The sequence below is a fragment of the Alicyclobacillus dauci genome, from assembly GCF_026651605.1.
In the GTDB taxonomy this organism is placed as follows: domain Bacteria; phylum Bacillota; class Bacilli; order Alicyclobacillales; family Alicyclobacillaceae; genus Alicyclobacillus; species Alicyclobacillus dauci.
In genome coordinates this window covers 3223860-3248127 of the sequence record NZ_CP104064.1, presented here as the reverse complement: position 1 = coordinate 3248127, position 24268 = coordinate 3223860, and the positions used below count along the sequence as shown (strand labels likewise).

At 52.2% G+C, this 24268-nt stretch carries 26 protein-coding genes; 15 read left to right on the top strand and 11 right to left on the bottom strand.

The genetic code is table 11. From position 1 onward, the window contains the following. Positions 1-108: 108 nt before the first annotated feature. From NZD86_RS16480 to folB, 7 genes are all read left to right on the top strand, one after another. Entirely contained in the window at positions 109-2247 is a 2139-nt protein-coding gene (locus NZD86_RS16480; protein ID WP_268043136.1) for an ATP-dependent helicase, read from the top strand. A 44-nt stretch (positions 2248-2291) separates the two neighbouring features. Beyond that, entirely contained in the window at positions 2292-2780 is a 489-nt protein-coding gene (locus NZD86_RS16475) for a hypothetical protein (protein ID WP_268043135.1), read from the top strand. Between the two features lie 241 nt (positions 2781-3021). Further along, complete coding sequence (locus NZD86_RS16470) at positions 3022-3894, top strand: GNAT family N-acetyltransferase (RefSeq protein WP_268043134.1); 873 nt, start codon at positions 3022-3024, stop codon at positions 3892-3894. Between the two features lie 123 nt (positions 3895-4017). Further along, positions 4018-4266, top strand: coding sequence for a NifU family protein (locus tag NZD86_RS16465; RefSeq protein WP_407655179.1), 249 nt, complete (start codon positions 4018-4020; stop codon positions 4264-4266). Positions 4267-4280: 14 nt separating this feature from the next. Continuing rightward, positions 4281-5309: an RluA family pseudouridine synthase gene (locus NZD86_RS16460; protein ID WP_268043133.1), complete on the top strand. Its 1029-nt coding sequence runs from the start codon at positions 4281-4283 to the stop codon at positions 5307-5309. A 10-nt stretch (positions 5310-5319) separates the two neighbouring features. Next, the gene (locus NZD86_RS16455; RefSeq protein WP_268043132.1) at positions 5320-6186 is read left to right on the top strand and encodes a YihY/virulence factor BrkB family protein; all 867 of its coding nucleotides are present in this window, start codon (positions 5320-5322) and stop codon (positions 6184-6186) included. A 14-nt stretch (positions 6187-6200) separates the two neighbouring features. Continuing rightward, entirely contained in the window at positions 6201-6560 is a 360-nt protein-coding gene (gene folB, locus NZD86_RS16450) for a dihydroneopterin aldolase (protein ID WP_268043131.1), read from the top strand. 39 nt (positions 6561-6599) lie between these two features. Here folB and NZD86_RS16445 read toward each other — a convergent pair whose 3' ends face one another. The 3 genes from NZD86_RS16445 to NZD86_RS16435 all read right to left on the bottom strand — a co-directional run bounded on the left by NZD86_RS16445 (position 6600) and on the right by NZD86_RS16435 (position 9214). Next, complete coding sequence (locus NZD86_RS16445) at positions 6600-7628, bottom strand: tetraprenyl-beta-curcumene synthase family protein (RefSeq protein ID WP_268043130.1); 1029 nt, start codon at positions 7626-7628, stop codon at positions 6600-6602. 81 nt (positions 7629-7709) lie between these two features. After that, positions 7710-8093: a hypothetical protein gene (locus NZD86_RS16440; RefSeq protein ID WP_268043129.1), complete on the bottom strand. Its 384-nt coding sequence runs from the start codon at positions 8091-8093 to the stop codon at positions 7710-7712. 77 nt (positions 8094-8170) lie between these two features. Continuing rightward, on the bottom strand, positions 8171-9214 hold the full coding sequence (locus NZD86_RS16435; protein WP_268043128.1) for a M42 family metallopeptidase: 1044 nt from the start codon (positions 9212-9214) through the stop codon (positions 8171-8173). Positions 9215-9367: 153 nt separating this feature from the next. Between NZD86_RS16435 and NZD86_RS16430 the strand changes: the two genes are divergently transcribed. The 3 genes from NZD86_RS16430 to NZD86_RS16420 all read left to right on the top strand — a co-directional run bounded on the left by NZD86_RS16430 (position 9368) and on the right by NZD86_RS16420 (position 14241). Further along, positions 9368-10873, top strand: coding sequence for a dynamin family protein (locus NZD86_RS16430; RefSeq protein ID WP_268043127.1), 1506 nt, complete (start codon positions 9368-9370; stop codon positions 10871-10873). Next, a complete protein-coding gene (locus NZD86_RS16425; RefSeq protein WP_268043126.1) occupies positions 10870-12834 on the top strand; it encodes a dynamin family protein in 1965 nt (654 codons plus the stop codon). Before NZD86_RS16430 ends, NZD86_RS16425 begins: the two co-directional genes overlap by 4 nt. Before the next feature lie 165 nt (positions 12835-12999). Next, complete coding sequence (locus NZD86_RS16420; protein WP_268043125.1) at positions 13000-14241, top strand: S1C family serine protease; 1242 nt, start codon at positions 13000-13002, stop codon at positions 14239-14241. A gap of 43 nt (positions 14242-14284) precedes the next feature. On the opposite strand, the gene NZD86_RS16415 is transcribed toward NZD86_RS16420, so the two are convergent. After that, a complete protein-coding gene (locus NZD86_RS16415; RefSeq protein ID WP_268043124.1) occupies positions 14285-14785 on the bottom strand; it encodes a hypothetical protein in 501 nt (166 codons plus the stop codon). A 72-nt stretch (positions 14786-14857) separates the two neighbouring features. Next, complete coding sequence (locus NZD86_RS16410; protein ID WP_268046907.1) at positions 14858-15421, bottom strand: sigma-70 family RNA polymerase sigma factor; 564 nt, start codon at positions 15419-15421, stop codon at positions 14858-14860. 37 nt (positions 15422-15458) lie between these two features. On the opposite strand from NZD86_RS16410, the gene NZD86_RS16405 reads away from it, so the two are divergent. From NZD86_RS16405 to NZD86_RS16395, 3 genes are all read left to right on the top strand, one after another. Beyond that, complete coding sequence (locus tag NZD86_RS16405) at positions 15459-16103, top strand: DedA family protein (RefSeq protein WP_268043122.1); 645 nt, start codon at positions 15459-15461, stop codon at positions 16101-16103. Positions 16104-16192: 89 nt separating this feature from the next. Next, positions 16193-16414: a hypothetical protein gene (locus NZD86_RS16400; RefSeq protein WP_268043121.1), complete on the top strand. Its 222-nt coding sequence runs from the start codon at positions 16193-16195 to the stop codon at positions 16412-16414. Beyond that, positions 16365-17921 (top strand): recombinase family protein, encoded by a 1557-nt coding sequence (locus tag NZD86_RS16395; RefSeq protein WP_268043120.1) that lies wholly within the window; start codon positions 16365-16367, stop codon positions 17919-17921. The genes NZD86_RS16400 and NZD86_RS16395 overlap by 50 nt, the downstream gene beginning before the upstream one ends. Here NZD86_RS16395 and NZD86_RS16390 read toward each other — a convergent pair. Together NZD86_RS16390 and NZD86_RS16385 are read right to left on the bottom strand one after the other, a co-directional pair. Then, entirely contained in the window at positions 17910-18161 is a 252-nt protein-coding gene (locus NZD86_RS16390; RefSeq protein ID WP_268043119.1) for a hypothetical protein, read from the bottom strand. The two genes, NZD86_RS16395 and NZD86_RS16390, sit on opposite strands and share 12 nt — an antisense overlap. A 24-nt stretch (positions 18162-18185) precedes the next feature. Further along, positions 18186-18848, bottom strand: a complete 663-nt coding sequence (locus NZD86_RS16385; protein WP_268043118.1) for an SGNH/GDSL hydrolase family protein — start codon at positions 18846-18848, stop codon at positions 18186-18188. Between the two features lie 147 nt (positions 18849-18995). Here NZD86_RS16385 and NZD86_RS16380 point away from each other — a divergent pair, with 147 nt between their 5' ends. After that, positions 18996-20186 carry a hypothetical protein gene (locus tag NZD86_RS16380; RefSeq protein WP_268043117.1) on the top strand — a complete coding sequence of 397 codons (1191 nt, stop codon included), beginning with the start codon at positions 18996-18998 and terminating at the stop codon, positions 20184-20186. Between the two features lie 191 nt (positions 20187-20377). Here the strand turns inward: NZD86_RS16380 and NZD86_RS16375 are convergent, their stop codons facing one another. Continuing rightward, the gene (locus NZD86_RS16375) at positions 20378-20536 is read right to left on the bottom strand and encodes a hypothetical protein (protein WP_268043115.1); all 159 of its coding nucleotides are present in this window, start codon (positions 20534-20536) and stop codon (positions 20378-20380) included. Between the two features lie 87 nt (positions 20537-20623). On the opposite strand from NZD86_RS16375, the gene folE reads away from it, so the two are divergent. Then, entirely contained in the window at positions 20624-21187 is a 564-nt protein-coding gene (gene folE, locus NZD86_RS16370; protein ID WP_268046906.1) for a GTP cyclohydrolase I FolE, read from the top strand. Positions 21188-21301: 114 nt separating this feature from the next. On the opposite strand, the gene iadA is transcribed toward folE, so the two are convergent. The 3 genes from iadA to NZD86_RS16355 form a co-directional block, all read right to left on the bottom strand. Beyond that, positions 21302-22636, bottom strand: coding sequence for a beta-aspartyl-peptidase (gene iadA, locus NZD86_RS16365; protein WP_268043114.1), 1335 nt, complete (start codon positions 22634-22636; stop codon positions 21302-21304). A gap of 70 nt (positions 22637-22706) precedes the next feature. Next, complete coding sequence (locus NZD86_RS16360) at positions 22707-23009, bottom strand: hypothetical protein (protein WP_268043113.1); 303 nt, start codon at positions 23007-23009, stop codon at positions 22707-22709. A 157-nt stretch (positions 23010-23166) separates the two neighbouring features. Next, positions 23167-24168, bottom strand: coding sequence for a serine-rich family protein (locus NZD86_RS16355; RefSeq protein WP_268043112.1), 1002 nt, complete (start codon positions 24166-24168; stop codon positions 23167-23169). Positions 24169-24268 lie beyond the last annotated feature (100 nt).

The window sequence follows — 24268 nt, the reverse complement described above, 5'->3', positions numbered from 1 at the left end:
TTTTGTCGGCGGGATTGCGGGATTGAATGATCGCTGGGGATTCACGTCGTCGCCTCTCCGTGGTAGTCTGTAGTACTGCAGGCTTGTTTTGTGAGGGAGGCGTCGGCGTTGTCAGAGGAACGTGTGAATCTGCTCGAAGGACTGAATCCGGAACAGAAGCAGGCCGTTCAAACAGTGGACGGGCCACTATTGGTCGTGGCTGGCGCCGGAAGTGGCAAGACCAGTGTCTTAACCCGGCGCATCGCCTATTTGATTAGCCAGCACGCGGTTCCAGTGCATCAGATCTTGGCGATCACATTTACAAATAAGGCCGCACGGGAAATGAAAGATCGGATACGTAAATTTATCGGCCGACGGGCGGAAGATCTGTGGATGGGTACCTTTCACAGTATCTGCGTGCGCATTCTGAGGCGCGAGGCGGAGGCCATTGGGTATACGCCCAATTTCACCATCCTCGACAGTGATGACCAGCAAGCACTGATTGCTCAGTCTCTACTTGATTTAAATCTCGACTTGAAAAAGTTCGATCCTCGTCAAATTCTAAGCAGAATTTCGCAGTGGAAGAACCTCATGCAATCGTTTCAAACGGTAAAGAAGCTTCCAAACCTGGAAAGTTTGGATGATGTCGTGGCGGCAGACGTCTACGAGTTGTACCAGTCGCGGCTGGTCGGGGCAAATGCCATGGATTTCGACGATTTGATCATTCAAACGGTTCGCTTGCTGAAGCAGAATGAAGAAGTTCGCAAACGATATCAGGACAAGTTTCGCTATATTCTCATTGACGAGTATCAGGATACGAACCATGCGCAATATCAGCTGGTTCAGACGCTGGCAGAGGCACATCGGAATCTCTGCGCCGTCGGTGACGCGGACCAAGCGATCTACGCATGGCGTGGCGCAGATATCGAGAACATGCTGCGGTTTGAACGCGACTACCCAGAGGCACAAGTCATTCTGCTCGAGCGAAACTACCGCTCAACCGAGGCTATCCTTTCTGCCGCGAATGCCCTGATTAAAAACAATCGAAAACGCAAAGAAAAAATGCTTCGTGCTGTACGCGGGCGAGGCGATAATGTGGCTGTTTGCTGTCTGACGGACAGTGAGCAAGAGGCAAAGTTTGTCGCAGAGAGCATCGCTCAGCATGTTCAGAACGGCGGATCGTATGGGGATTGCGCTATTCTCTATCGAGCCAACGCACAGTCACGCGTCGTCGAAGAAGCACTCATGGGGCTGGCCATTCCATACACCATTGTGGGTGGTTTGACGTTCTATGATCGGCGTGAGATCAAGGATGTTTTTTGTTATTTGCGGGTACTGACGAACCCGAAAGACGAAATTTCCTTGTTGCGAATTATCAACACGCCAAGACGCGGACTTGGGGACTCCACGGTTGGACGGCTGCTGGATTATGCCCATGCTGAGGGAAAAACCTTGTTTGAAGCCTTGGAAGATGGAGCATCCGCCGGCCTGTCGAACAAAGCGAGCGAATCCGCCAAACAATTCCACGCGCAATTGCAAGAATTGATGCTGTGGATGGAAGGGATGCCGGTCAGCGAATACTTGGCAGAAGTCTTGCACTCGATAAAGTATCGTGAGATGTATCTTCAAAGTGGGAAAAAGGAAGACTTGCAGCGAGTGGAAAACATCGATGAGCTGTTCAGTGTGACCAAGTCGTTTGACAAGCGCCGGGGAGGAACGGTCCAGGAGTTTCTGGCTGAAGTCAGTCTGTTGAGTGAAGTCGACAAGGAACGCGACAAGGGCCAAGGAAACGTTCGACTGATGACAATGCACGCCAGTAAAGGGCTCGAGTTTCCCATCGTGTTTCTAATTGGGGTCGAGGAAGGGTTGTTTCCTCATCCGCGGTCAATGGATGACGAACGCGCGGTTGAAGAAGAACGAAATCTTTGTTACGTTGGCATGACACGGGCAATGAATCAACTATATATGACATATGCCGTAGAGCGGACACTGTTTGGACATGTCACAAACCGTGAGCCGTCTCGATTCTTAAGCGAGCTACCCGAGGAGTGGGTGACACGTATGGACTTGGCCGTTCAACACAATGCCGTCATCACGCCGGGTCAGTACGTGCGCCATGTGCAGTACGGTGAGGGAATTGTCCTGCATTTGGCTGCTGACAAGGACGGTGGGGGAGATCAGGCTCAGGTCATGTTTCACCCTTCTGTAGGGATGAAGTGGGTGAGCAAGAATCTATTGCGGCCTAAAGAAGAATCCGTGGTACAATAGACCCACTTTGAGAAATCTTGGACGGGGGCAGGAGGAAGAGTTCTTTGTATTGGTTTATTGTCGGCGGCATCGTCGTCATCCTATTGGCCGCATATATTGTGGTATTTCTCTTCGCGCGTAAGCGTCAAAAAGCGTTTGATGCACAGTATTTAGCGATGAAAGAGCGGCACGAAGTCTTCGTGCTCAGCAAGCGAAGAGTCCGTGAACGGGGCGAAAAGGGCGTGGCAAAGTACATTCCAATTCGCACTTACCAAGTTGTCGGTCGCGTGACTGTTGGTCAAACCATGCGCGGTGTCCATATGAATCGCGTTCAAAACGTGACGTTTCGGACGACGAAGGAAGAATATGATCGGATCGAAGTGAATCATAAGTACAAAATGGATATTATGGGTAACTACATTGGCGCGGTTGTTTCGCAAGTCCAAAGTAAGCGTGCGCAGAACGCACAACGCAACCAGACGAAGGGTAAAGCTGGCGCTCCTGAGGCGAAACCATCACGTCGCTTCTTGCGCCGGAAAAACGGCAATTCATAAAGATTAACATTCATGCGAGAAAAGGTTGTTCCACAGGTCATTAGGATGATCTGGTCGGGGACAACCTTTTTTGTTCGACCTGGCCGAAGGGTACGGGAGGCACCGCTGCTAGGTTCGGGCGGATCGTCGGGATTCGAAAACTCAAATTACTCCCGCAAGTGTTTTTCATGTCAAACTTCTAGGCTGATGCATAGTCTGTTGTGTCGACGATGGGTTACCGTTGAGGGAGGTCGAACATCGCATGCCGAAAAATACGGTTAATATGATGTTGAATGAAAAGCGTGCGCCTAAGAAGCGTAAGAAGAAAGTTGTCGCCAAGGCTAAGCCGGCTGCTTCGGCCAAGAAGCACACGAAGTCTGCCGCAGTGGAGTTGACGTATCGTCAACGTACAGCGGAGGACGACGCGTATATTATTCAATTGACGCGAGACCAACTTGGGGGCGTCCATGAACAGGCGTTTGGACAGCCGTTTCCAGAGGATCAGTTCCTGCGTTACATTCAGTCCGGAGCGCCGACCGTGGTCATCGAGCAGAAAGGGAAACCGATTGGCTACTACTCCTACCTGATCGGTCCGGACGCAAAGATGCACGTGAGCGCCATGGTGATCGATCCGAAGCATCAAGCATCCGGCATTGGCAAAAAGGTCATGGCTAAGCTGGAGGAGGATGCCCTACGTCAGGGTGTTCGAACAATGGAGGTCTTCGTCCAGGAGAGCAACGCGCAAAGCCTCGCATTTACACGTAGTCTGGGGTTTCGCGAGGTCTTTCGGATCGAGCCAAATACAATCGGCTTTCAAAAACAGTTGGTTCAGCCTGGTCAGCCGCAGATTCAACCACAACCACAACCGCAACCGCAACCGCAACCGCAACCGCAACCGCAACCGCAACCGCAACCGCAACCGCAACCGCAACCGCAACCGCAACCGCAATTCCAGCCACCTATGCAGTTTCAGCAGGCGCCACAGTTCCAACCGCCTATCCAGTTTCAACCGCAACCGCAGTTTCAACCACCGGCACAGTTCCAACAACAACCACAGTTCCAGCAACAGCCACAGTTTCAACAACAGCCGCAATTCCAACCGCAACAGCAGCCAGACCTTCAACAGCCATTTTGAGGCAGGGATACGCGGGGGCAGGGACTTCCATGTGAAGACTCTGTTCACCGCGTATTTTCACGTTTGTCACTTGCATCGAACTGGTCGGAGCGCGTATGCTAATACATACGGGGGGATGAAACCATGTCTACAGAGCAAACAACCTCCATTGAAGAACGTATTCAAGAAGCCTTGTCCTCCATTCGAGACGCAATTCAAATGGACGGCGGCGACGTGGAGTTTGTATCGTACGACGGTTTGACGAAAACCGCATTTGTCTCATTACAAGGGGCCTGCGTTGGCTGTCCTGCAAGCGTCATGACCCTGAAAATGGGTGTCGAGCGTACGATTAAGAAGGTTGCACCAGAGGTAGAAAACGTCGAAGCGGTCTGAGCGTTCAATAAGTGGTGGCGCGATGCAGAGCATCGCGCCATTTTTGCAGTTTTAAGGAGCGTGTGCATACTGTGCAGTGTGAGATGGTCGCGGGGGCGCTTCATGTCCGGCCTGGCAAGCGTTTTGATAATTGGCGGATCGACGATTTCCTAAAGCAAGGATTGCAGTTGCCAGACGGCTTCGTGCGTCGCTTGTTCGCAGCCGGAGGTGTTCGTATGGGCCGTCTGGAAGTGGCTCCGGACACCCTGCTTAGAGGGACTGCGAAGGTGGTTCTGACGGAGCCAAAAGGGGAACGCTCACGTGGGCGGCAACACGGGCTGGCTGCTGTTTCGCCGCCACCCGTGCTCTACGAAGATGACCACATACTCGTTGTTTCGAAACGAGCTGGGATCATTGTCCATTCAGACCAGGCAGCCGAGGAGACGCTAGACAGCCAGGTTGCACTCCACTATGCACGATCGGGACAAGATGCTCCTGTTCTCCATGTGCACCGTTTGGACAAGCCAACGACCGGCGCAGTCCTGTACGCGAAACATGGGTTTATGGCGCGCGCTCTGGACGAGCAATTGGTAACCCATGGCGTAGAACGGCGATATTTGGCCGTTGTCTTTGGAGCGAAGCTTAGGAAGGAGCAGCTTGTGGACAAGCCTATAGGGCGGGATCGGCATCGGGCTGGGTTGTACCGGGTATCATCAACGGGAAAAGAGGCGCGTACACATTTTTATGTACAGGCTTCAAAGTCGGATAGAAACGGCACCTTGTCCCTTTTGAAATGCAAGCTGGAGACCGGTAGAACCCATCAGATTCGCGTGCATACAGCAGCTCTTGGGGCACCTATCTTGGGTGACACAGCCTATGGTGGTACGTCGAATTACCGCAATTGGCCCGCATCGGGGGCAATCGCGCTCCATGCCGCCCAACTGCGCTTTTATCATCCGTATGAGGAGAAGGACATTGTCGTCGACGCGCCGATGAGTGACGATTGGATATCCTTTTTAGGGCAAGAATGGTCATTAGATGCTCAGCGTGTGAGCTTGAATTAGGAGGGCTGATATGGACGAACGTTTGCGCCGGACAGGCCGATTTTTTTCCGATCTCGCCTCTTCCATCATCAAACACGACATCGCTTCACTATCGGCTCAGATCTGCTTTTACGCTATCTTCTCACTGTTTCCATTGTTTATTCTTATCATTTATGCCACGACGTTGGTTATTCCACACGTGAAGATAGCGAGCCTCCTCATCAGTGCTGTCAAGCCATATTACCCGGACATTACCGGGCCGGACATCACGGGAGCGAGTGATTTTGTCAGTTCATATATCGAGAAGTTGAGCACAGTTGGTGCGCAGGTCAGTCTCGTAAGCTTTGTCACGCTGATGTGGTCGGCGACAAGTGCGTTTATCGCAGTACAACAGGCGATGGACCGGATCTTTGAAATCGATCAACAACGATCCTTCGTCGCCCGACGCGTTGTCGGCTTTGTCATGCTCATCCTGCTGATCATCGTCGCTATCTTCTCGTCTGTCGCTTTGGCGCTGTATCCGCATGTGACCGAACACGTCGCTTGGTGGCCATTACTGGCTCACTGGGTGCCTTTGCTTGCCGGAGTGACGCGAGTTTTATATCCGTTGTCGCTATTTATCACCTGTTTTATTTTCTACCGGTTTTTGCCCTCGCGTCGTGTCGACGTCAACAGTGTTCTGATTGGTGCCCTGACGGCGACGGTTGGGTTGGATTTGGCCAGGGCGGGATTTGTGCTGTACGCAGGTCACTTGGTCAGTTACCATTTGATATACGGAAGCTTGACCGTCGTCATGCTGTTGGTGTTGTGGATGTACATTGCGGGTATCATCCTGCTGTTTGGTGCTGAAATTTCCGCAGCACTGAATCGAATGGGTGAACTTTCACAGTCTATCTGAAGGGGGTGTTGATGATGGACGAGATCGTGCTAACTGGTATGCAGTTTTTCGGATATCACGGTGTGATGCCAGAGGAAAATGTTACTGGTGGTCGGTTTGTTGTCAATGCGAGGCTCGAGTGTGACCTGCGTGAGGCGGGGGAGACGGACGACGTGTCCACCACCGTTGACTACGGACAAGTTTACGAAGTCGTCAAAGAGGTGGTCGAGGGCGAGCCAAAGAAACTGATTGAAGCAGTTGCCGAAAGCATCGCAACGAGGCTTTTGAACAAATTCGCCCGAGTACAGACAGTAAACGTGGAAGTGGAGAAACCAGGCGCCCCCATCCCGGGTGTGTTTGGTCAGGTGAGTGTCAAAATTCGCCGCTCTCGCTGACACACCCGGAACCTGCCAAAATTCGCTGTGGGGGCAACCTCAGCGGACGATCCGATAGATCAAAACGGCAAAATAGAACAAACAGGCTGTCGGCCCAAATCGGTAGACAATGCGGCGTGCCGCTCGGACAGCCTGTTGGGACTGTACTTTCCCATCCGACAAGTACATAGCTAACAGCCCCTGAGTGACGAATCGGTGGATCCGTCCTCCCACTGAAATCTGCTTCGAGCGAGCCAGACCCACCCTGGCAAAATGCGCGATTCGCCTGCGTGCAGTCTCGGGACTGTCGTAACAAGCAACGAAATTGAAATCCCCTTCCCGCTCGTCTTCCTCCAAGTCGATCAGGTAGTCAAGTAGAATATGAAGTCCGCATATCCAGGGAAAATAACTTTCGTGTATGGAAATCACGGCGGCTTCGTCAATGTCAAAAGTGGCAGCTAAAAATAGTGAAAACATTCCCAACGTCGATCCGGTCGCTGCCGCAAACTCCCACCACATGACATCCTCGCAACCTTCGACGTAAGGTTTACTCCATGCAATGAGGGTCTCTGTTCGCAGGCTCGGTTCAATGTGCTTGTGTTCCTGTAACTCGCTGTATCGCTCGACGTACCAGATGACCTGTGGCTGTACGATATCGTAATGTGGGAGTTTCTCAAGACAAATTTGGCAGGTCGAGACGAGATCGTTTAGATATCCACCGTCATCAAGGTCACCGCGGTAAGCGTAGTAATTGCGAAGTGGGGCACCTGGGACCACGGCATCGCGCATACTGTGGTGCAGTTGCCGAAAGTCCTGTGCATCGTATGTATCACATCTGTCGCAAAGATTGTCCAAGTAATCACTGATGGTCTGAAGCGCGACGATAACTTCCACTAAAACATCTGCGAATCGAGGATTTGCAGCCGCGTAAACGGTCCCTCCGTCCGCATGGAAGCGCTTATGACGAAGACTGGACAGTGCCTGTTTCCGCAATTGTGCATTCGGAATTGCGTTCGCACGCGCTGTCCAGCGGTCAATTTGAGCCCGGGAAAGTGGTAGAACGTCTCGAAATAGACGATGGAGAAACATGGTCGGTCGCTTGGGTGTCGTCGAAGTCAGATGGAGACCTCCCTCCGGTTCTTCAAAGGACAGAGTACGCTCCAAAGTACATCACTTGTTTAGTAAGTCGTTAAACGTACCAGCATAGCCCATTAACTTCTTTGCGTTATCCATGTTAACCCACTTCTTTAAATCGAATCCTTGACCAGTCCCCTGTTCCTCCGCCTTTGGCTGTGTTGCAGGTTTTGGTGTGTTTGATGCAGGCGGGGTTGCTTTCAACTGACTGCCAGGCGAAAAAGGGATAGGCCCGTTGCTCTTTGGCCAGTGGCTCGGCGGTGACATGTGCAGCGGATGTTGCACAGGGTGTTGCTGTACACCAATCAACCCCCGTCGACGAGCTCCGTGGTGAACCATCCCCATGAGTTCTCGGACCTTATCGTCGCTGGCGACGTCAAAAGCAAGTGAACCAAATTTGACAATAGTGTTAAACTGCATACCGCTCACCCCCATTTCCTGCTATACATGTTATGCGGAACAAGCGCGAAAACGAGTGGGTTACGTCCTAGGGACGCTTACTCCGGTATTTCCGTTCTTACATAGCGATCGAGCAACTGAAACGTATTGCGCAAGGCGTCCACGTGTGTGCGCTCGTATGCGTGGGAATTGGCGACACCTGGACCGATGAGCGCGTGGCGTATATCTGCCCCAGCGCGTACGGCTGCCGATGCATCTGAGCTATAGAACGGGTAGATGTCGACAGCAAACTGAAGTTTAGCCTCGGTTGCCAAGTGGACAAGTTGGCGACGGAACCCTTCGTGATAAGGACCCGATCCGTCCATCGCACAAATCGATACACAGTGTTCATCCGTCGTCAAACCGTCTCCGATGGCGCCCATATCGACAGCAAGATATTCAACGATCTCCGGTGATATATTGGAGTTTCCGCCGTAGCCTATCTCCTCGTTGTTACTGATCAAAATATCAAGTTCGTGTGGAAGTGAAGATTTGGTTTCCACAAGGTGCTGCAAGAGGCCGAACAGGATGGCAACGCTCGCTTTGTCGTCCAGGTGGCGACTTTTGATGTATCCCGTGTCTGTCACGACGACGCGTGGATCCCACGCGACAAAGTCGCCAACTTGTATGCCGAGTGCCGCAACATCTGCCTTGTCCTTCACCCGGGCATCCAGCACGATCTCCATGTTCTCGTCCGTTCTCTTCGTTTCTCCGACTTCGCGGTTCACGTGGACCGACGTATTGTGCAGTAGAATGGTTCCTGAAACGGTTTGACCGCTTGAGGCGAGGACACCGCAATACTCGCCTTCGACGGTGTTCCACGCATATCCTCCGATCCGCTGTACACGCAGTCGTCCATTGTCCAGCACTTGCTTAACCATGCCTCCGAGTGTATCGACATGAGCCGTGAGAAAGCGCCGGCGTCCGTTTTGTACGCCAGGAACTTGAATGAGAAGTGCCCCTTTGGTGGTCACGGACGAACGCAAACCCATGCGATTCGATTCCGTTTGCAAAAGGCGAATGATGTCGCCCGTATGACCGGTTGGTGAAGGGGTGTTGAGCAGCCGCACGAGCAAGTCTTGTATGTACGTGTAAGGTTCCATGGGGGGGGCCTCCTTGAGATCAAGTCTGTTGGCAATACCGTGCCAGGATTATGTCCCTACATTGTAACACAGTTCCAATTTTCATACCGTGCGCAATGGTTGGTTTTCACGTATGATACGAAAAGAGAAAAGTTTGTCTGAAAGGGAGTACACATGGCTATGCGTGGCCTTTTAGAGAGTGATAAACAGATTCGCGATCGCTACGGGCGGATCGAGAAATGGATAGTGCACCACGGCAATCCCGTCTACGCGACTCGAATCCGCGATGTTCTCACGCAGGTGGAAACGGGGGCGCAGGCGACGACGGTGGCCTTCTGCGGTTTGTTTTCCGCTGGGAAATCGAGCTTAATCAACGCCTTGTGCGAGGTGGATAGGCTTGCAACAGGTGCAGTGCCGACGACGGCAGATGTAGCTACTGTGGCCTTACCGGGTACAGACGGGCAGGTTGTGCTGCTGGATACACCCGGTGTGGATTCGACAGATGAAAGTCACCGCGAGGCGACGATGAATGCACTTTATCGCGCGGATGTGATTGTCCTTGTCGCCGACTATCAGCACGTTGAGGCGGAAGAAAATCTGGAGTTGCTGCGTTCATTCAGTGACGAAGGCAAGCGACTTCTGTTTGTAGTCAATCAGGTTGACAAACATCTTGATTTTGAATTGTCATTTGAAGCTTTTCAGTCCCATGTGGAAGAGGCACTTGAGGATTACGGCATTGAGGTCGAACACGTATTTTATACGTCTACTGCTCCGTCGAAGTACAGCCAACTCGCAAATGTCCGGGATTGGTTGCGTCACTTGGCGAGTGCGAGTGGCGATGAACGGCTGCAGCAGGTAGAAAAGCGCCTCCAAGAAATTGTTGTGGAAGCCGTTCACGATGTCTATGGCGACAGGCTCGAACAGGTATTGGCTGATGTCTCGGCAGTGTTCGGTCAGGAGCCGCTGAATATGGAAGAGGCGCAGTTGTGGCTGTCACAAGAGGAAGAACGTGAGCACGGTCTGAATGACGAACTGCAGACGCAGTACCAGGCCGACGTTGAGTCACGAAATGATCTTCGTGAAAAGTGGATTCGTCAAGTCGAGCTGGCTCAAATTGCGCCCTACGAGACAACGGAAAAAGGGAGAGTATACGTCGAAAGTTTACGTCCCGAGTTCAAAGTCGGGTTTTTGCTTGCAGCAAAAAAGACAGAGCAGGAAAGGGAGCGGCGAGCCCAAGATTTCGTCGAGGATATTGCATCACACGTACAGAACTATCTGCTCGTGCCACTGCGCAATCAAGTGGCACAGGATCTCCGACAAGTAACCTGGGGCGAGGAAACGTTTTTTGAGGACTTGAGTAGGTTGAACGTAAAGATCGATGTACCGTATGTAAAGAGTCTCGTCAAGACCGGGGCGCTGGTTTCCTCACAGTACCCTTATCAGTACGTGAAGGATGTCGTGGCAAGGGTGAAGCGGGATGTGCTTGGGCAATTGATGTCGATGATCGATAACTGGTTTGCCAAGGCGAAAGATACGTTCTTTGCGAACCATCTCGAACTGCAGCAGACAATTGATGACATACAGACGCGCATTCGTGAGCTGAATGCTTATCTGAGTGTTCTCGAGGAAAGGAACAGAACTGTTCGAGCGCTCATTGCTGGGGAGGTGCCTTCCGTTTGACGGAAACAATAAGTCGGGAAATTTTGCTGAACAAAATTGAGAGTGTACAAAATCGACTGGCTAACGTGCCGGGCGTTTCGCTGCGGGAGCTACAAGAAATCTCTCAGCGGCTCAAGCGCAATGATTATCTTGTTGCGGTATTTGGTGCATTTTCTGCCGGGAAGTCCTCATTGCTCAATGCACTGATTGGCGAGTCCGTTCTGACCGTCTCCCCGAATCCGACAACAGCTTCTGTCACGCAGTTACAATCCCCTCTGGAGAACAATCAAGCACAAGTTGTTGTGACAACGAAGACGGAAGAGGAATTGTGGCGGGATGTGGCCTCCGCTTTTGCCGCGCTTCATGAATCACCGTCAACGCTTGATGCCGGAATCAAGCATGCAGCGGGTTTGAATGCAAAGGATTATCCCACGGGGCTTCGCCGCCACATTCGTTTTCTGAAAGCTATTTACGAGGGATACGAATCTATGCAGGGGCGTTTGGGATCGACCTGGACAACAACGTTAGATGAACTGCAATCGTTCAGCGCAGTGGAAAAGTATGCCGCCTACGTCGCCCGTGTGGATGTTCACGCGGATCACCCGTGGCTGCGTAAGGGATTCATTTTCGTGGACACGCCAGGTGTCGATTCGATTCACCGACGTCACACGGATGTCGCGTTCCGCTATATGCGCCATGCTGACGCAGTCATCTTCGTCATGTATTACACACATGCCTTTACGCAGGGGGACAGGGATTTTCTCCTGCAGCTCTCCGGTGTCCAAGATGTGGCGAAAACCAACAAGTTATTCGCTGTCCTCAATGCCGTGGATCTCGCCAAGTCAGAGGAGGAGCGGGCGGCAGTGCGGGAGCGAGTGACACAGGAGATGCGACGACTGGGTGTTCATCAACCTCGTGTCTACGAAGTCTCTTCGCAATTGGGACTAGCTGGTCGTAGACTCGCGGATGATCCATCGGATGAAACCTATCAAGAGATGGCGAGAGCGCGTCTTAAGCTAGCAGCGGACGAGTCTTTGCCGACACCGGAAGCAATGCTCGAACAGTCTGGTATTCGTGCACTGGAAACAGATTTACGACGGTATGTTGAAGAAGAGGGTAACACGCTCGCCGCAGACATGGTCGAGCGGGCTGTCAAACAGTTGGCTGACGGACTCAGCCGTTCCATAGCCGACGAAAAAGCCCATCAAGAAGCTGACGACACGGCCCAGGCGGAGCGGCTTGCCAGGCTTGAAAACGTTCATTCTGAAATCGCACGCGACGCGGCACGGGATACAGATGCAGACCAGTCGACCGTGTTGAATCAATTTGTTCGTGAACTGGACGAGCTCACTTTTCACGCCGCAGAACGCATTCGCCTGCGGTACCGAGATTTGTTCCGGGAAGCGTTCCAACCTGGTCGATTCCGTCTTGGTAAGGCGTCGGAAAAACTCCAAGAAGCTGCCGAAGAATTATGTGATTCCCTGGCTCGGCAAGTGGACATTGAGACGCGAACCCTTTCCCTGCGAGCCGCATCGCTTGCCGAGCAAAGTGCTCGTCGGTTGCGTGAATCCTGGCGGGATCGTTTACAGTCGAATGGCGTTCATGGGCTGGCACAAGGAGACTTTGATTTCTCGGACATTGTCGTGGAATCTGTACAGGCGAACATAAGGGCGGATATCCTGCGCCCATTTTATCGACATTTCTCATCTCCTCGACAGTTTTTTGAAGGCGGGGGGCAGCGGGAAATGATGGATGCCAGTGAATCGGAGATCGTGTCGATAGTAAGACAAGCCTTGCAGGATTCAACCGAATCCGTCAAATCTCACGCGGTTGCTCGGCTGCAGCAGGCCATATCGGAGACATACCAAGCCCTGACGGAATGCGCCAAGACCGCTATGGAAGACGCGAAGAAACCATTTGACGCCGCAAAACTTCAACGACTCATGGAAGCACAGAGCTACTTGCAGGAACTCACTGTCTAGTCCTGGGTTTTAGGATTCGCTGAGAGAAGATTTAGTCTACGCGCCGTGGGAAGGTCCGGAACGGTACGCTCGCTTGTCCCCAGTTGTTTTGGCAGATAGAATAAAAGCAATTGGTTTGTGCTTGTAAAACAACGCTAAGAATGAACAATAAAGGGGAGACGAAGGATGGGGCGTCGCTGGAATGAGTTTGACGACTGGCCGAGTGAACGACGTGGCAAACGGTTTAAAGGCGCCGTTTGGCCAAGTGTGGTTGCCGGCTTAGCCGTTTTCTACGTGTTTGGCATCTGGACGGGCGCTGCCATCGCACATCCACGCTCAAGTGTTGTGAGCTATGTGCCTTCGCCCGGCAACAATAACGCAAGTCAATCGAGTGCCGCTTCGCAGGGCAACTCACCCTTGCCAGGTGTGGCCGACTCGAATTTGGTTACGAACATTTACAACCAGACGAAGGACAGCATTTTTACGATTACGGCTGTGGCCAACCAGAGTGGTAACAGTGGTGCGCAAGAGGATATCGGAACGGGCTTTCTCATCAACAATCAAGGCGATATTGCCACAAATGCGCATGTCGTTGGGAGTGCCAAGACGGTCGATGTGACAGTCGGCAAGACGAAGTACAAGGGTAAAGTGGTCAGCGCAGATCAGCTTGATGATTTGGCCATTGTTCACATCGATGCGCCGCCTTCACTAAAGCCATTGCCGCTAGGAACTGCCAAATCGCTTCAGCCAGGCAATCTCGTCATCGCAATAGGCAATCCTTTCGAACTCACAGCAAGTGTGAGTTCCGGAATTGTGAGTGGACTCAACCGTTCCATGTCCGAGCAAAACAACCATGTTATGAATGGGATGATTCAGACAGACGCGCCGCTGAATCCGGGTAACTCGGGCGGACCGTTGCTGAACGCAAGCGGTCAAGTCGTGGGTATCAATACGCTCATTGAAAGTCCCATTGAGGGGTCAATTGGAATTGGCTTCGCCATCCCGATTGATCGCTTGGTTGCCCTGGAGCAGCAGCTTGTATCCGGTAAACAAATAGAACACGCATGGCTTGGCATCGAGGGGATGGACATCGATAGTGTCATGCAGAACGAAATGCACCTCGCAAGTGACACCGGGGTTTATGTCACTCAAGTTTCCAAGGGTGGACCTGCGGCAAAAGCTGGTCTGCGAGGGGATAGCAACGGAAGTAAGCTAAGCAGTGCAAGCCAGTCGGACGATCCATTCAAGTTGCTCAAAGGCGACGGGGACATTATCACAGGTGTCGATGGTCAGACAGTCAACACCATTGAAGAGTTAACACAGGTGATCAATGGGCGGCAACCAGGACAAGTGTTGGATTTGACAGTTTTGCGCAACGGATCGAAAACACACGTGAAAGTAACCCTTGGCACCTGGCCTGGACAGTGATACCTGACGGCTCAGGACGGGTACGAGAAAAACGCGCCTTCGGCTATGACGAAGGCGCGTTTTGATTTGCCTTTTTTGATTGTGCATCTCCAGCGGCTATCGCTTGGACTTGATTGAAAAAATTGTCCGGGGCTACATAGGAGTGTGCGTTGTAAAACAAGAGGGTGACATTCGTGCTCGTTCTCGCAATGGGGATTCGAATAATATTGCCCCCGGATTCAATTAGCAGGCTGTCAATATCCGTTGCGAAATCGCCCTCATTACCCTCATACTGCTGTGCAGTTGCGAGGAGACGGCAGAGTTTAAGGATACTCTGTTGACTCGTCAGCGTGTAATTACCTTGTGACGATCCTGCGGGCGCAGAGTCAGGTTCAATGAGCACTTGTTGAATGCGCGACACGTCGATAGATGTTCCTAACATTTGTACTCGTACATGTTGCCTTAAGTAGTCAAAAACGGCTGCCGCACAGAATAGGGCAATGAGTAAGACGGGCAGCATGAATAGTTTTGCAGATACGCGGCTTCTTTGACGCATCGTAAACATGTGGACTACACCTCGCAGGACTCCCTCATTATAGACGAGAGTCGACGAGAAAGGGTGACATGAATACGAGAATTAACGCTGATTTCGCTTGTAAATATATGCCTTCTTGCGCTCTTGGCCGACATACGACTGATGAAACATCTTGAGAAGTGCCCGTTTTTCCAGCCTTGATACATATGAACGAGATATTTCCAAGGTGTCCGCTACTTCATTTTGGGTCCATTCGCGACCGTCTACAAGCCCAAAACGCAATTCGACCACCTTTCGCTCCCGTTCATCGAGCACATCCAAGAGCTTGATCATCCCGCTGATTTCCATGCGTTTGTTGACTTCGTCTTCCGTACAGTCTGTGTCCGACCAGAGAATATCTGATATAGTTATCTCGTTGCCTTCTTTGTCCGTTCCAATGGGACTATAGAGCGATACATCTTTCCTTGTTTTTCGTTGCGCACGCAGTTGCATCAATATCTCGTTCTGGATGCAACGGGCGGCGTATGTTGCAAATTTGGTGCCTTTGGTCGGCTGGTACGTGTCGACGGCTTTAATTAATCCGACGGTACCAATGGAAATCAAATCATCTTGGTCGATGCCAGATGAATCAAATTTCTTGGTATTATATACGGGAACACAATCGATTTCGGTTTCGTCACTGCATTTTTGGAGGAGTTCAGCGTTGGGCTTTCAGCACATCATGCACCAGTATGGCTACTTTGGCGTGTTCATGATCATCTTTATCGAGGCCATTGGATTTCCGTTTCCTGCGGAGACGACATTGACCTTGTCGGGAATTGAGTGGACACAGCATGTCTTCAAACTCTTCCCCCTTTGGTTAGCAGGGTGCTTGGGCAATATTGTCGGATCCACCATCGCATATTTTATCGGCCGACTTTTAGGAAGGCCGATTGTTCTGTATTTGGGGAAATATATTGGGATCACGGCAGCTCGACTGGATCGGGCAAATGAGCAGTTTCAGAAATACGAACTCGTCGTGATCGTGGTGGCGAAGTTCATAGCGGGAATTCGAATCCTGGTACCCTATTTGGCAGGCATAAACCGGATGAAGTTTTGGGTATTCTGGCCTCTCAACGCTGTGAGTGCAGTCCTATGGTCCGGTGCTTTCATTATCGCAGGTCACTATATAGGGGAAGCGCTCCACAGTCCCTTTATCCACCGATACATGTGGCCCACAATTATTGTAGCTGCCATTATTGTGGCTGCTGTGATTTACTTTGAAGGACGATCTCGCCGGCGCCGCAAGCAACTGGATCGGGAACATGCTGAGCGAGTGGATGGGGATTCGGCTCAGCGTCGCGATTAAATTCCCAAACCGCATCAAAATATAGGTGAAATTCACTTCAAAAATTGGGTCGATTCGTCGTAAGACAATCTCCTTTTCGCATATGACCAATGCGAGGGGGGATTGTCACGAGTCGGCCCATTTTTGTTGGTGTTCATATGAGCTTGAATCGGGAGGAGAACTTGAGCGGCAAACATAGCGAGGCTGCGGTCAGTGAACTCTTCTGCTTGATATGGCAGTGGTACGAACGGTCCGCATCGACGACAGATGGAGGCGAAGACGGTGCGAATAGCGATTTACATTCGGGTCTCAACGGGGCTTCAAGCAGCTGAGGGACACAGTTTGGACGTCCAACTCGAGCAATGTCTAAGCAAGGTTGACGAGATGGGGGGGGACAGACAGTTTGTCGACGTGTTTCGCGAGGCGGGTGTATCCGGTGAGGATATGGATAGACCGGAGCTGATGCGGCTTTTGGATCTCGCAAAGCAGGGCAATATCAGTCATGTCGTGGTGAAACATCCGGATCGGCTGTCAAGGAATGTAGCCGATAAAGCCATCATTGTTCGGGAACTCCAGAAATCCAATGTAAGTCTGGTCTTTGTCGATGTGCCCGATTGGGACAAAACGGATGAAGCCCATCTTTTATTCAACATTATCGCAAGTATCGCTGAATACGAACTGCGTCAAATTCGCAGGAGAACCTTGACCGGCAAGTTGCGTGCCGTGAGAGATGGTCAGCTGATGCCCATGGGGATCGATCCGTACGGCTATCGATATGAATCCGGCAAGCTTGTCGTCGTGGAAGAAGAGGCCGCCATTGTCCGGGAGATATATCGACTGTACATTCAGGAACGGCTCAGTTTGCGTGCTATCGCCAAACGACTCGACGCTATCGGGGCACCCACCAAAACCAGGCAGAGCATGCATTGGAGCCATGCCACGGTACAACGAATTCTGAGTAATGAGATATATACTGGACGGTACTACTATAATCGTCGGATCACCGCGAAAGTGAGGGGAGTGACCAGTCGAGGTAGAACGAGACATCGCCGAGTGAAAGGGTGGCGTGAAGCAGCGGAGTGGATTGAGATTCATGTCCCCAACATTATTGATGAAGAGTGGTTCGAACTGGCCAAGATAAGGCGCCATCGGACAAAACGCGGGGGGCTGCAGAAGCGTCATCATCATTTACTGCAAGGGAGGATCACATGCGCACTATGCCGCCGGCACTGGCATGCCGCTGCATATGAAAGTCGCGGAGGGAATGCGTACAGGTTTTATCGTCGGCCACCGGAGCGAGATGCAACGAGTGAGGGATGCAGATACCGCTGCCGTGCCCTGCCAGCGGCTGAGCTAGAAGAGCATGTGTGGGCTTGCGTTGTCGAGTCGCTCATACGATCACGGGCGTGGCATAGCAATTGGCGAGATCGGCAAGCTCAATTGATGGAACGAGCCATGCAGGAAGAAGCAGATTTAGCGCGACAGCGACAACATCTCTTAAAGCGTCGCGAGCGGTTATTCAATCTCTACATGAACGGAGACGTGGGATTGGATGAGTACAATGCGAGACGAGCGGACTTGGAAACGCACTTAGCGGCAATCGAGCGACAAATGGAAGAGTCCAGCGAACGGGCTCAGAATTTAGTGAACATGTCCGACGACGTGATCAACCAGTTAAACGACTTGCTGCTCGAATCCCGATCAACACCCGAAGTGCTTCCTTTTGACCTGAGGCAACGTATTGTGCAAGCACTGGTTACCGAAATTCTCCTGAACGCCCGTGGGGCACGAGTCGACGTCTCGCTGGCTGGTGCCATTTCCGAGCTGTCATCTTTGTGACGATGTCGATAATACGTTAGCGACATGGGCAACTAAGCGTAAATTGTGTTCCACCAACATGTCATGTGCGGCCCGATCCTGGTCTTTTCGCCATCGTTCAAAGCACCTTTGTTCTTCGTCCTTATCGAGGGGCTGTGGAAACGACTGATTGACGAATCCGGTGACCAGGATGATGTCCCGCATCATCGTGGCGGCAAGAGCGAGTGACAACAATCCGCGTTCACCTCCGGCATCCTTCACCAACACACGGTGCCCTAGCCTATGTCACATGTGGATGTTTGGTGCAATCACCCCGTAAAGACCTTGGGCAATGACTCGGTGTCCAGCGTCACTTGGATGAATCGGAAGAGGGGACCGCAGTGCATCGCGAAGGGTGCCGGTTCGGTACCCGGCAATCAATTCACGTTGTCGACCGGCGAACCACGCCGCAGAATCCACGCAGCGCACACCGGCTCTACGAGCCACTTGCGCCGTCGCACTGTTCAGCGCGCTGATCCCTTGTTCGGCCAAGGCACTATTGGGAAATGGATTGTACTGCGTGCACACATAGACGGGTGCTCGACTCACACGTCGAACGTAGAGAAGGAGTTGGCCAAGGTTGAGTGCGTATCGACGGATGCACGCGGCAATCAGTTGAGCAGGTTGCCCGGCACCTCGTGTGACGGCAAGGGCACCGGCTGCCAAATCATCGCCACCCACCCAGATGACGATAGCACTCGACGTGGATAACACCGCGTTTCCACTGTTCACTACGGCACTCCGGAGGTCCGCACTTGTCCATCCTGGCTGCGCCAAAATATCCCCATACGATCTCGCCCGATGCATGGAACGGTTAAACAAGGCGGCTAATACGTTAGGGTAGGAGCGCCACGGGCGGCTTGCACCTTCGCCATATGTGATGGAATCGCCAAGTGTCACGAAATGCATAAGGATCGCCTCCCACCAAGCCCACATGGATAGTCCGTGTGGATGCATAAAATACAGAACGACGAAAATAAGTCCCTGTATACAATGCACAGGTTGCCAGGCATGCGCGGGTGCATGCCCACAGCCGTAGAGAAAGGAGTGCAAACCGTGACGGTTCCAGCAAACCGAGTGTACCTGTACGCGTCAACGGATAACGACTATATCAAGTGTCTTGCGGCAGCAGATGTAGCGGGTATCCCATACAGCCAATGCATCGGCGACTACCAGGAAGCATGGAGGATTTGCGCCGATCCGACGAATCTCCTCGTCGATGTCGGAGGTGCGGCACTCTATGCACTCTACTATAATCCCTGTAATTGGCCGAATCCGGCAGGTCAGGCTGGCGGCCATACTCCGTTTGTCACTTATCCAGATGGTCACGGCGTTGCGACGGTCAAGGCAAACACCTTCGTCAACGCAGGCGGGTACACGGCCCTCGACAGTTTGACACTGGCTATCATGCTCTCCTATTACGCCATCCATGGTACCTTTCCGCACGGGTATGGGGGCCTGCCTCGCCAGGAGATTCCCCAACACGTGTGTGTAAGTGGAGCCAGCCCGAGGCTTTCAGTTCCAAACATACAGGCACCAGCCCCAACCCCGCATCCCGTGACCGTCAACCAGCCGTCTGTGGGCGTGTACGCATCCATTTCGACACTTGCTGAAGCAGAACGTGCCCTTCAGTTGAAATGGCCTGGGATCGGTGTGACAACGGCCTTAGGTACGCCACAGTCTCCATATACAAGCGTGTTGCCCAGCCATCCAGATTCACTTGTTGCACAAGCCCTCGAAAGAGTGAACTCCTCCGCATGGTGGTTGTCTTTCTGGACGGTCAGTTGGCCTAGTTCTGGTGTCACGTTTCATCAGGCAGGGTACGATGCGGGGCAGTATGCTGCCACACAGATCGACGCTCTGCCTGGCACACGCCGTCCCGATTATGTCATATTAGACCCTGAGGGATACAATCAACCCGCGCAGACGGCACAGCAATTTCATGATTTCGTAAACGGTTTTGCCGCTGGTGTCACGTCGATCAATTCCACACTCAAGTCCGGCTTCTATTGCAACCAATCGCAATATGCAACTTACCAACTCGCAAGTGTAAACCTTCCAGCGTTTGTCGCCATTGCGCCCATCACGGGAAACCACCCAATGGTGAGTGGTCATAATATCACGGGATATATCGCTTATTACGCCAGTTGCCCATCGACATCGGAGATAAATCAAGTCAAGTCATGGGGCGCACTCTACAATGCCGTGCAGTTCCGTGACAGTGGAGTGGATTGCGGGCCTGCCTGATCATTTGGCGTTTCTTGAGAGAGGCGACTGATTGGTTTGTGCGAAGTGGGGACTGACCTAAGAGGTCAGTCCCTCGGGCAACTTACGGGGAGGACTAGTTGCATGCCTCCCGACTCAACGGATACGATACAAACAGCGTTTTGCAGATAGGATGCGAATAGGGTATGGTGAAAACGGTGTTGGATCGGCGGTCAGTTAAACGACTGGTCTTTCGGAAACAACTGTACAGTCTCCATTTGTACAACAACACCGTTTGTGTACATCTGTGTATGTTGAGTAATGAGAAGCTCTTCTGCGGCAGCTAATCGAACAAGCCATATAGAGTTTGCAGTCGTACATTCGCTCTGCAAAGGAGGACAAAGAGTTTGACAACCGTAGGCAGTGGGCCACAGATTATATCGAGAGAGATGGAGGGGACTACGTTAGAGCATCAGACAATGGACATCGCAAAAATTGAGGAAGCAGTGCGCATGATCCTAACCGCAGTCGGCGAGGATCCAAACCGCGAGGGACTTCTCGATACGCCAAGTCGTGTCGCGCGGATGTACCAAGAAATTTTTTCGGGACTACATAGTGATCCAAAAGAAGAACTGAGTGCACGGTTTAACGTTGAGCATGGGGAAATGGTCTTTGTTCGCGAAATTCCGTTTTATTCGATGTGCGAGCATCATCTTTTGCCATTTTATGGACATGCCCACGTCGCCTATTTACCGCACAACAATGTCGTGACAGGTCTTTCCAAGCTTGCGCGGTTAGTAGACACAGTTGCCAAGCGTCCACAGGTCCAAGAGCGGATGACCAATCAGATCGCCGACGCACTCGCTGAAGAACTCGAGGCGGAGGGGGTCATGGTCGTGATCGACGCCGAGCACCTTTGCATGAATATGCGTGGAATCAAGAAGCCGGGAAGTAAGACAATGACGTTGGCCGTGCGAGGACGATATGAGAGTGACTTGTACATGCGCGAGGAAGTTCTACAACTCGTTCGTTACCAACGATGATATGACATCGAGTCATACAGGCGATTTCGTCATTTTACTGGAGTTATTTTACCAAGTGAGAAAAGATCACCGGAGGCAGGGCTGTCGTAACCACATGCCATCCGGTGATCTTTTTTAGCAACAATAGCGTCTCCGGCGTGACTTGGCCTGGCGCTCGTCCCTGTCTGGAAAGTTGTCATCGTCGTCATCATCGGGATCGATCATGGCTCGGCCACGACTCTCATCCTCGTTTCCAGACTCACTTCGACGTTGCGGCGATCCAGGGACACTTGCATGCTCGTATGTCCCAAACACCAAGGGTTTGGCGTCTTCAACCATGTGCCGACCTTTACAGAAAACGTGCTGAATTTTAAACGCTTCGTCGCAGAGTATCAGATCCGCATCGTATCCTGGTTTGACTCGTCCTTTGTAGCGCAGTTTCAGGACGCGGGCAACGTGCCGCGTGACGATACTGACGGCCGTTTCAATGGGGACCCCCTCAACTCTTATCGCATCGACTGTTTCTTCCCAGAGCGTCGCAATATTTCCGATACCCATCGCAACAAGTTTACCTTTGTCGTCAAAGATAGGTGACGATCCATTGCTGTCTGAACTCATCGTGATATTGGCAGCATCCACGCCTGCATCGAGCAACTTGCGGATGGCTTTGGAGGGCTTGACTGACACGTCGTCGTGCTCGTCCGGTCGGATCCCTGACGTGATGTCGACGAATCCGCCGATTTTGCCCCACTCGATGGATGCGTCGAGTAGTCCTGGGTTTCGATTCAGATGCGTGGGAACAAACACGGACATCGGTAGTTGCGTTTTGTGAACGACCGCGTGCAGGATTTCCAGGCGCGAATCGTCATCACCCACGTGGAAATGAACGACACCTGCTTTTCCCCCTAGCAGGCCACCCACATATGCCTCCGATGCCAACTCGGCGATCTCCTGCTCGTCTGGCTGACTCGACCTGGAGTCCGATATTGCGATCTCGCCCACCCCAATCACCTTATCAATCAACACAATGTCGGATCGGGGCATCCCTGTGATTGTGCGCGTTGGAATTTGATACGCGCCACAGTATATGTATGTCGAGACTCCTTCGAAATCCAGTCCGTTGGCCTTTGCGAGCAGTTCCCTAGTGGTTCGTGTGACGCCATCCGTGCCCAGCACGCCGATGGCAGTGGTCACACCTGATGTGGTGATGTGACTGAGCGAGATCTCAGGTGTCCGGTAGTGGAAACCGCCCTCACCGCCGCCGCCTGCCATGTGGATGTGCTGGTCAATGAGACCCGGAAACAAAAATAGGCCGTCAGCTTCCACAACGTTGACAGCAGGCAGGGTTCCGTGAATGGCAAGGTCGTCGCCGATGGCCAAAATTTGACGGCCGCCAATGAGAACGTCTTTCAGGCCCATATCTTTCGGATTATACACATGTGCTCGTTTGATCAAGGTTAAGACGGACATGATTCCCCTCCTTACAGAGACAGTTACTGGTAAGTCTGCCCATGTGAGGGGGGAATCATGAGAGGTTGGCCTATTGCACCTTCGGAGTGAACTGCTCCCAGGAGGGTGTTTGTCCGACTTGGAACACGAGTGTGTCGTCGTGTGGATAGACGGTCGTCGTCCACTTCCCTAACGAAATGTTCTCAGCTTTTCCCGTGCGGCAGTCATAGAGGGTTTGATGCTCTGTGTACGTGCTTGGATTCGCTGGATTGACCTCATGTGTACCCCAGTAAACGACGTTTGTCCCAACAGCTAGCCAACTGAAGTGCGTCCCGTCGTTTGCCAGCTGACACAGTGGAACAATTGACTTAGTCGATTCTGTGAATAGATACACGTTTTGGATATGTTGCCCATTTGTCGAACGTCCAACACGATGATGGCACCCGAACTGGTCCGTCCGAGACTTGCAAGGGAAACAGGTGCCCCGGATTGTACACCACTTGTGTCAGTGAATCCCATTTTTCCTGTGTTTGAAGGGGTGTCCGTTGTGTTCATCGCTGTGGTGGTATTTGTCTTTGACGCGGTCGGGTTGTCCCAACGCTTCCCGTGGCACTTGTCGAAGTCGCCTGAAGACTCGCGTTTCCGGTCGACGCAGTCTGGCTGCTTGTCTGGGAATTTGACAGGGTCGATCCCGACGCATCCGCCCTCACATCTGTTGAATTACTGGTCGGAACCATGCCCTGTTGGTTCGTGACATGAGTCCACGCAGTTCCCAACTGATCGGCATTCTCCGTTGTGATGGGAACTTGTCCGATGAGAATGGCGCCTGTCGTCAAACGGGCTGCCCCCTCGGAAGGAAATGGTGTATAGTACAAATCTGTCGTTGACAGGGCAGGCCCACGTGTACCATCGCTTGCCACGGTCGTGGGTGATACAACTGCCCAAATCACACCTTGATTGAGGGACGTCGCCAACAAACGTTGCTGGTCCACGGAACTCGGAATGGTTAATGAGCCGCCATTCACGCTGGTTAGGTTTCCGGCGAGCCCCGATGTTTGAGGATTATGGCCGTATTGCGTCACAATCGACTGAACAGCCGTACTCTGGACTTGTTCAGTGGAAATTTCCTGTACTGTTCCCCATGAAACGTGGGCCCCGCTTCCAGGTGCTTGCTTGTGGGACGGTGTCGGCTTCTTGTCAGTGTGTGATCCTGTCATACTTTTTCCAGGCGTTTCCGAAGACGTAAATTCGTGCTTTGTGGCGGTCGATGGTGTAGATGAATTGTGGTCCTGTTTCGACTTTGCTGACCGCACAGTTGCAGTGGAAGCTGAACCGGGCGGGGCGTGATGCTCGATGTCCGTTTGCTGGTTTGAGTCTAGTCCGATTTGCGCAAATGTCGCACTGGTGTTTTCACTGAGTAACTGTGCTCTCAATTGGTTTTCATGGTAAAAATAAGATGCTGTAAGAATGGCAACGGAGGAAGTTACGACAGTCGTCGGGATGATAATTTTGTGCACTGCCCAGTGCAGTCGCCCTGGGGATCGTTTCGCCACATTTGCCTCCTCCTCACGGATAACCGAAGTGACGGCCGCGTTTATTGTAAATAATTATACACGGTTCTCGGTAACCTGTCCCAATTCGACAGAAGATTGG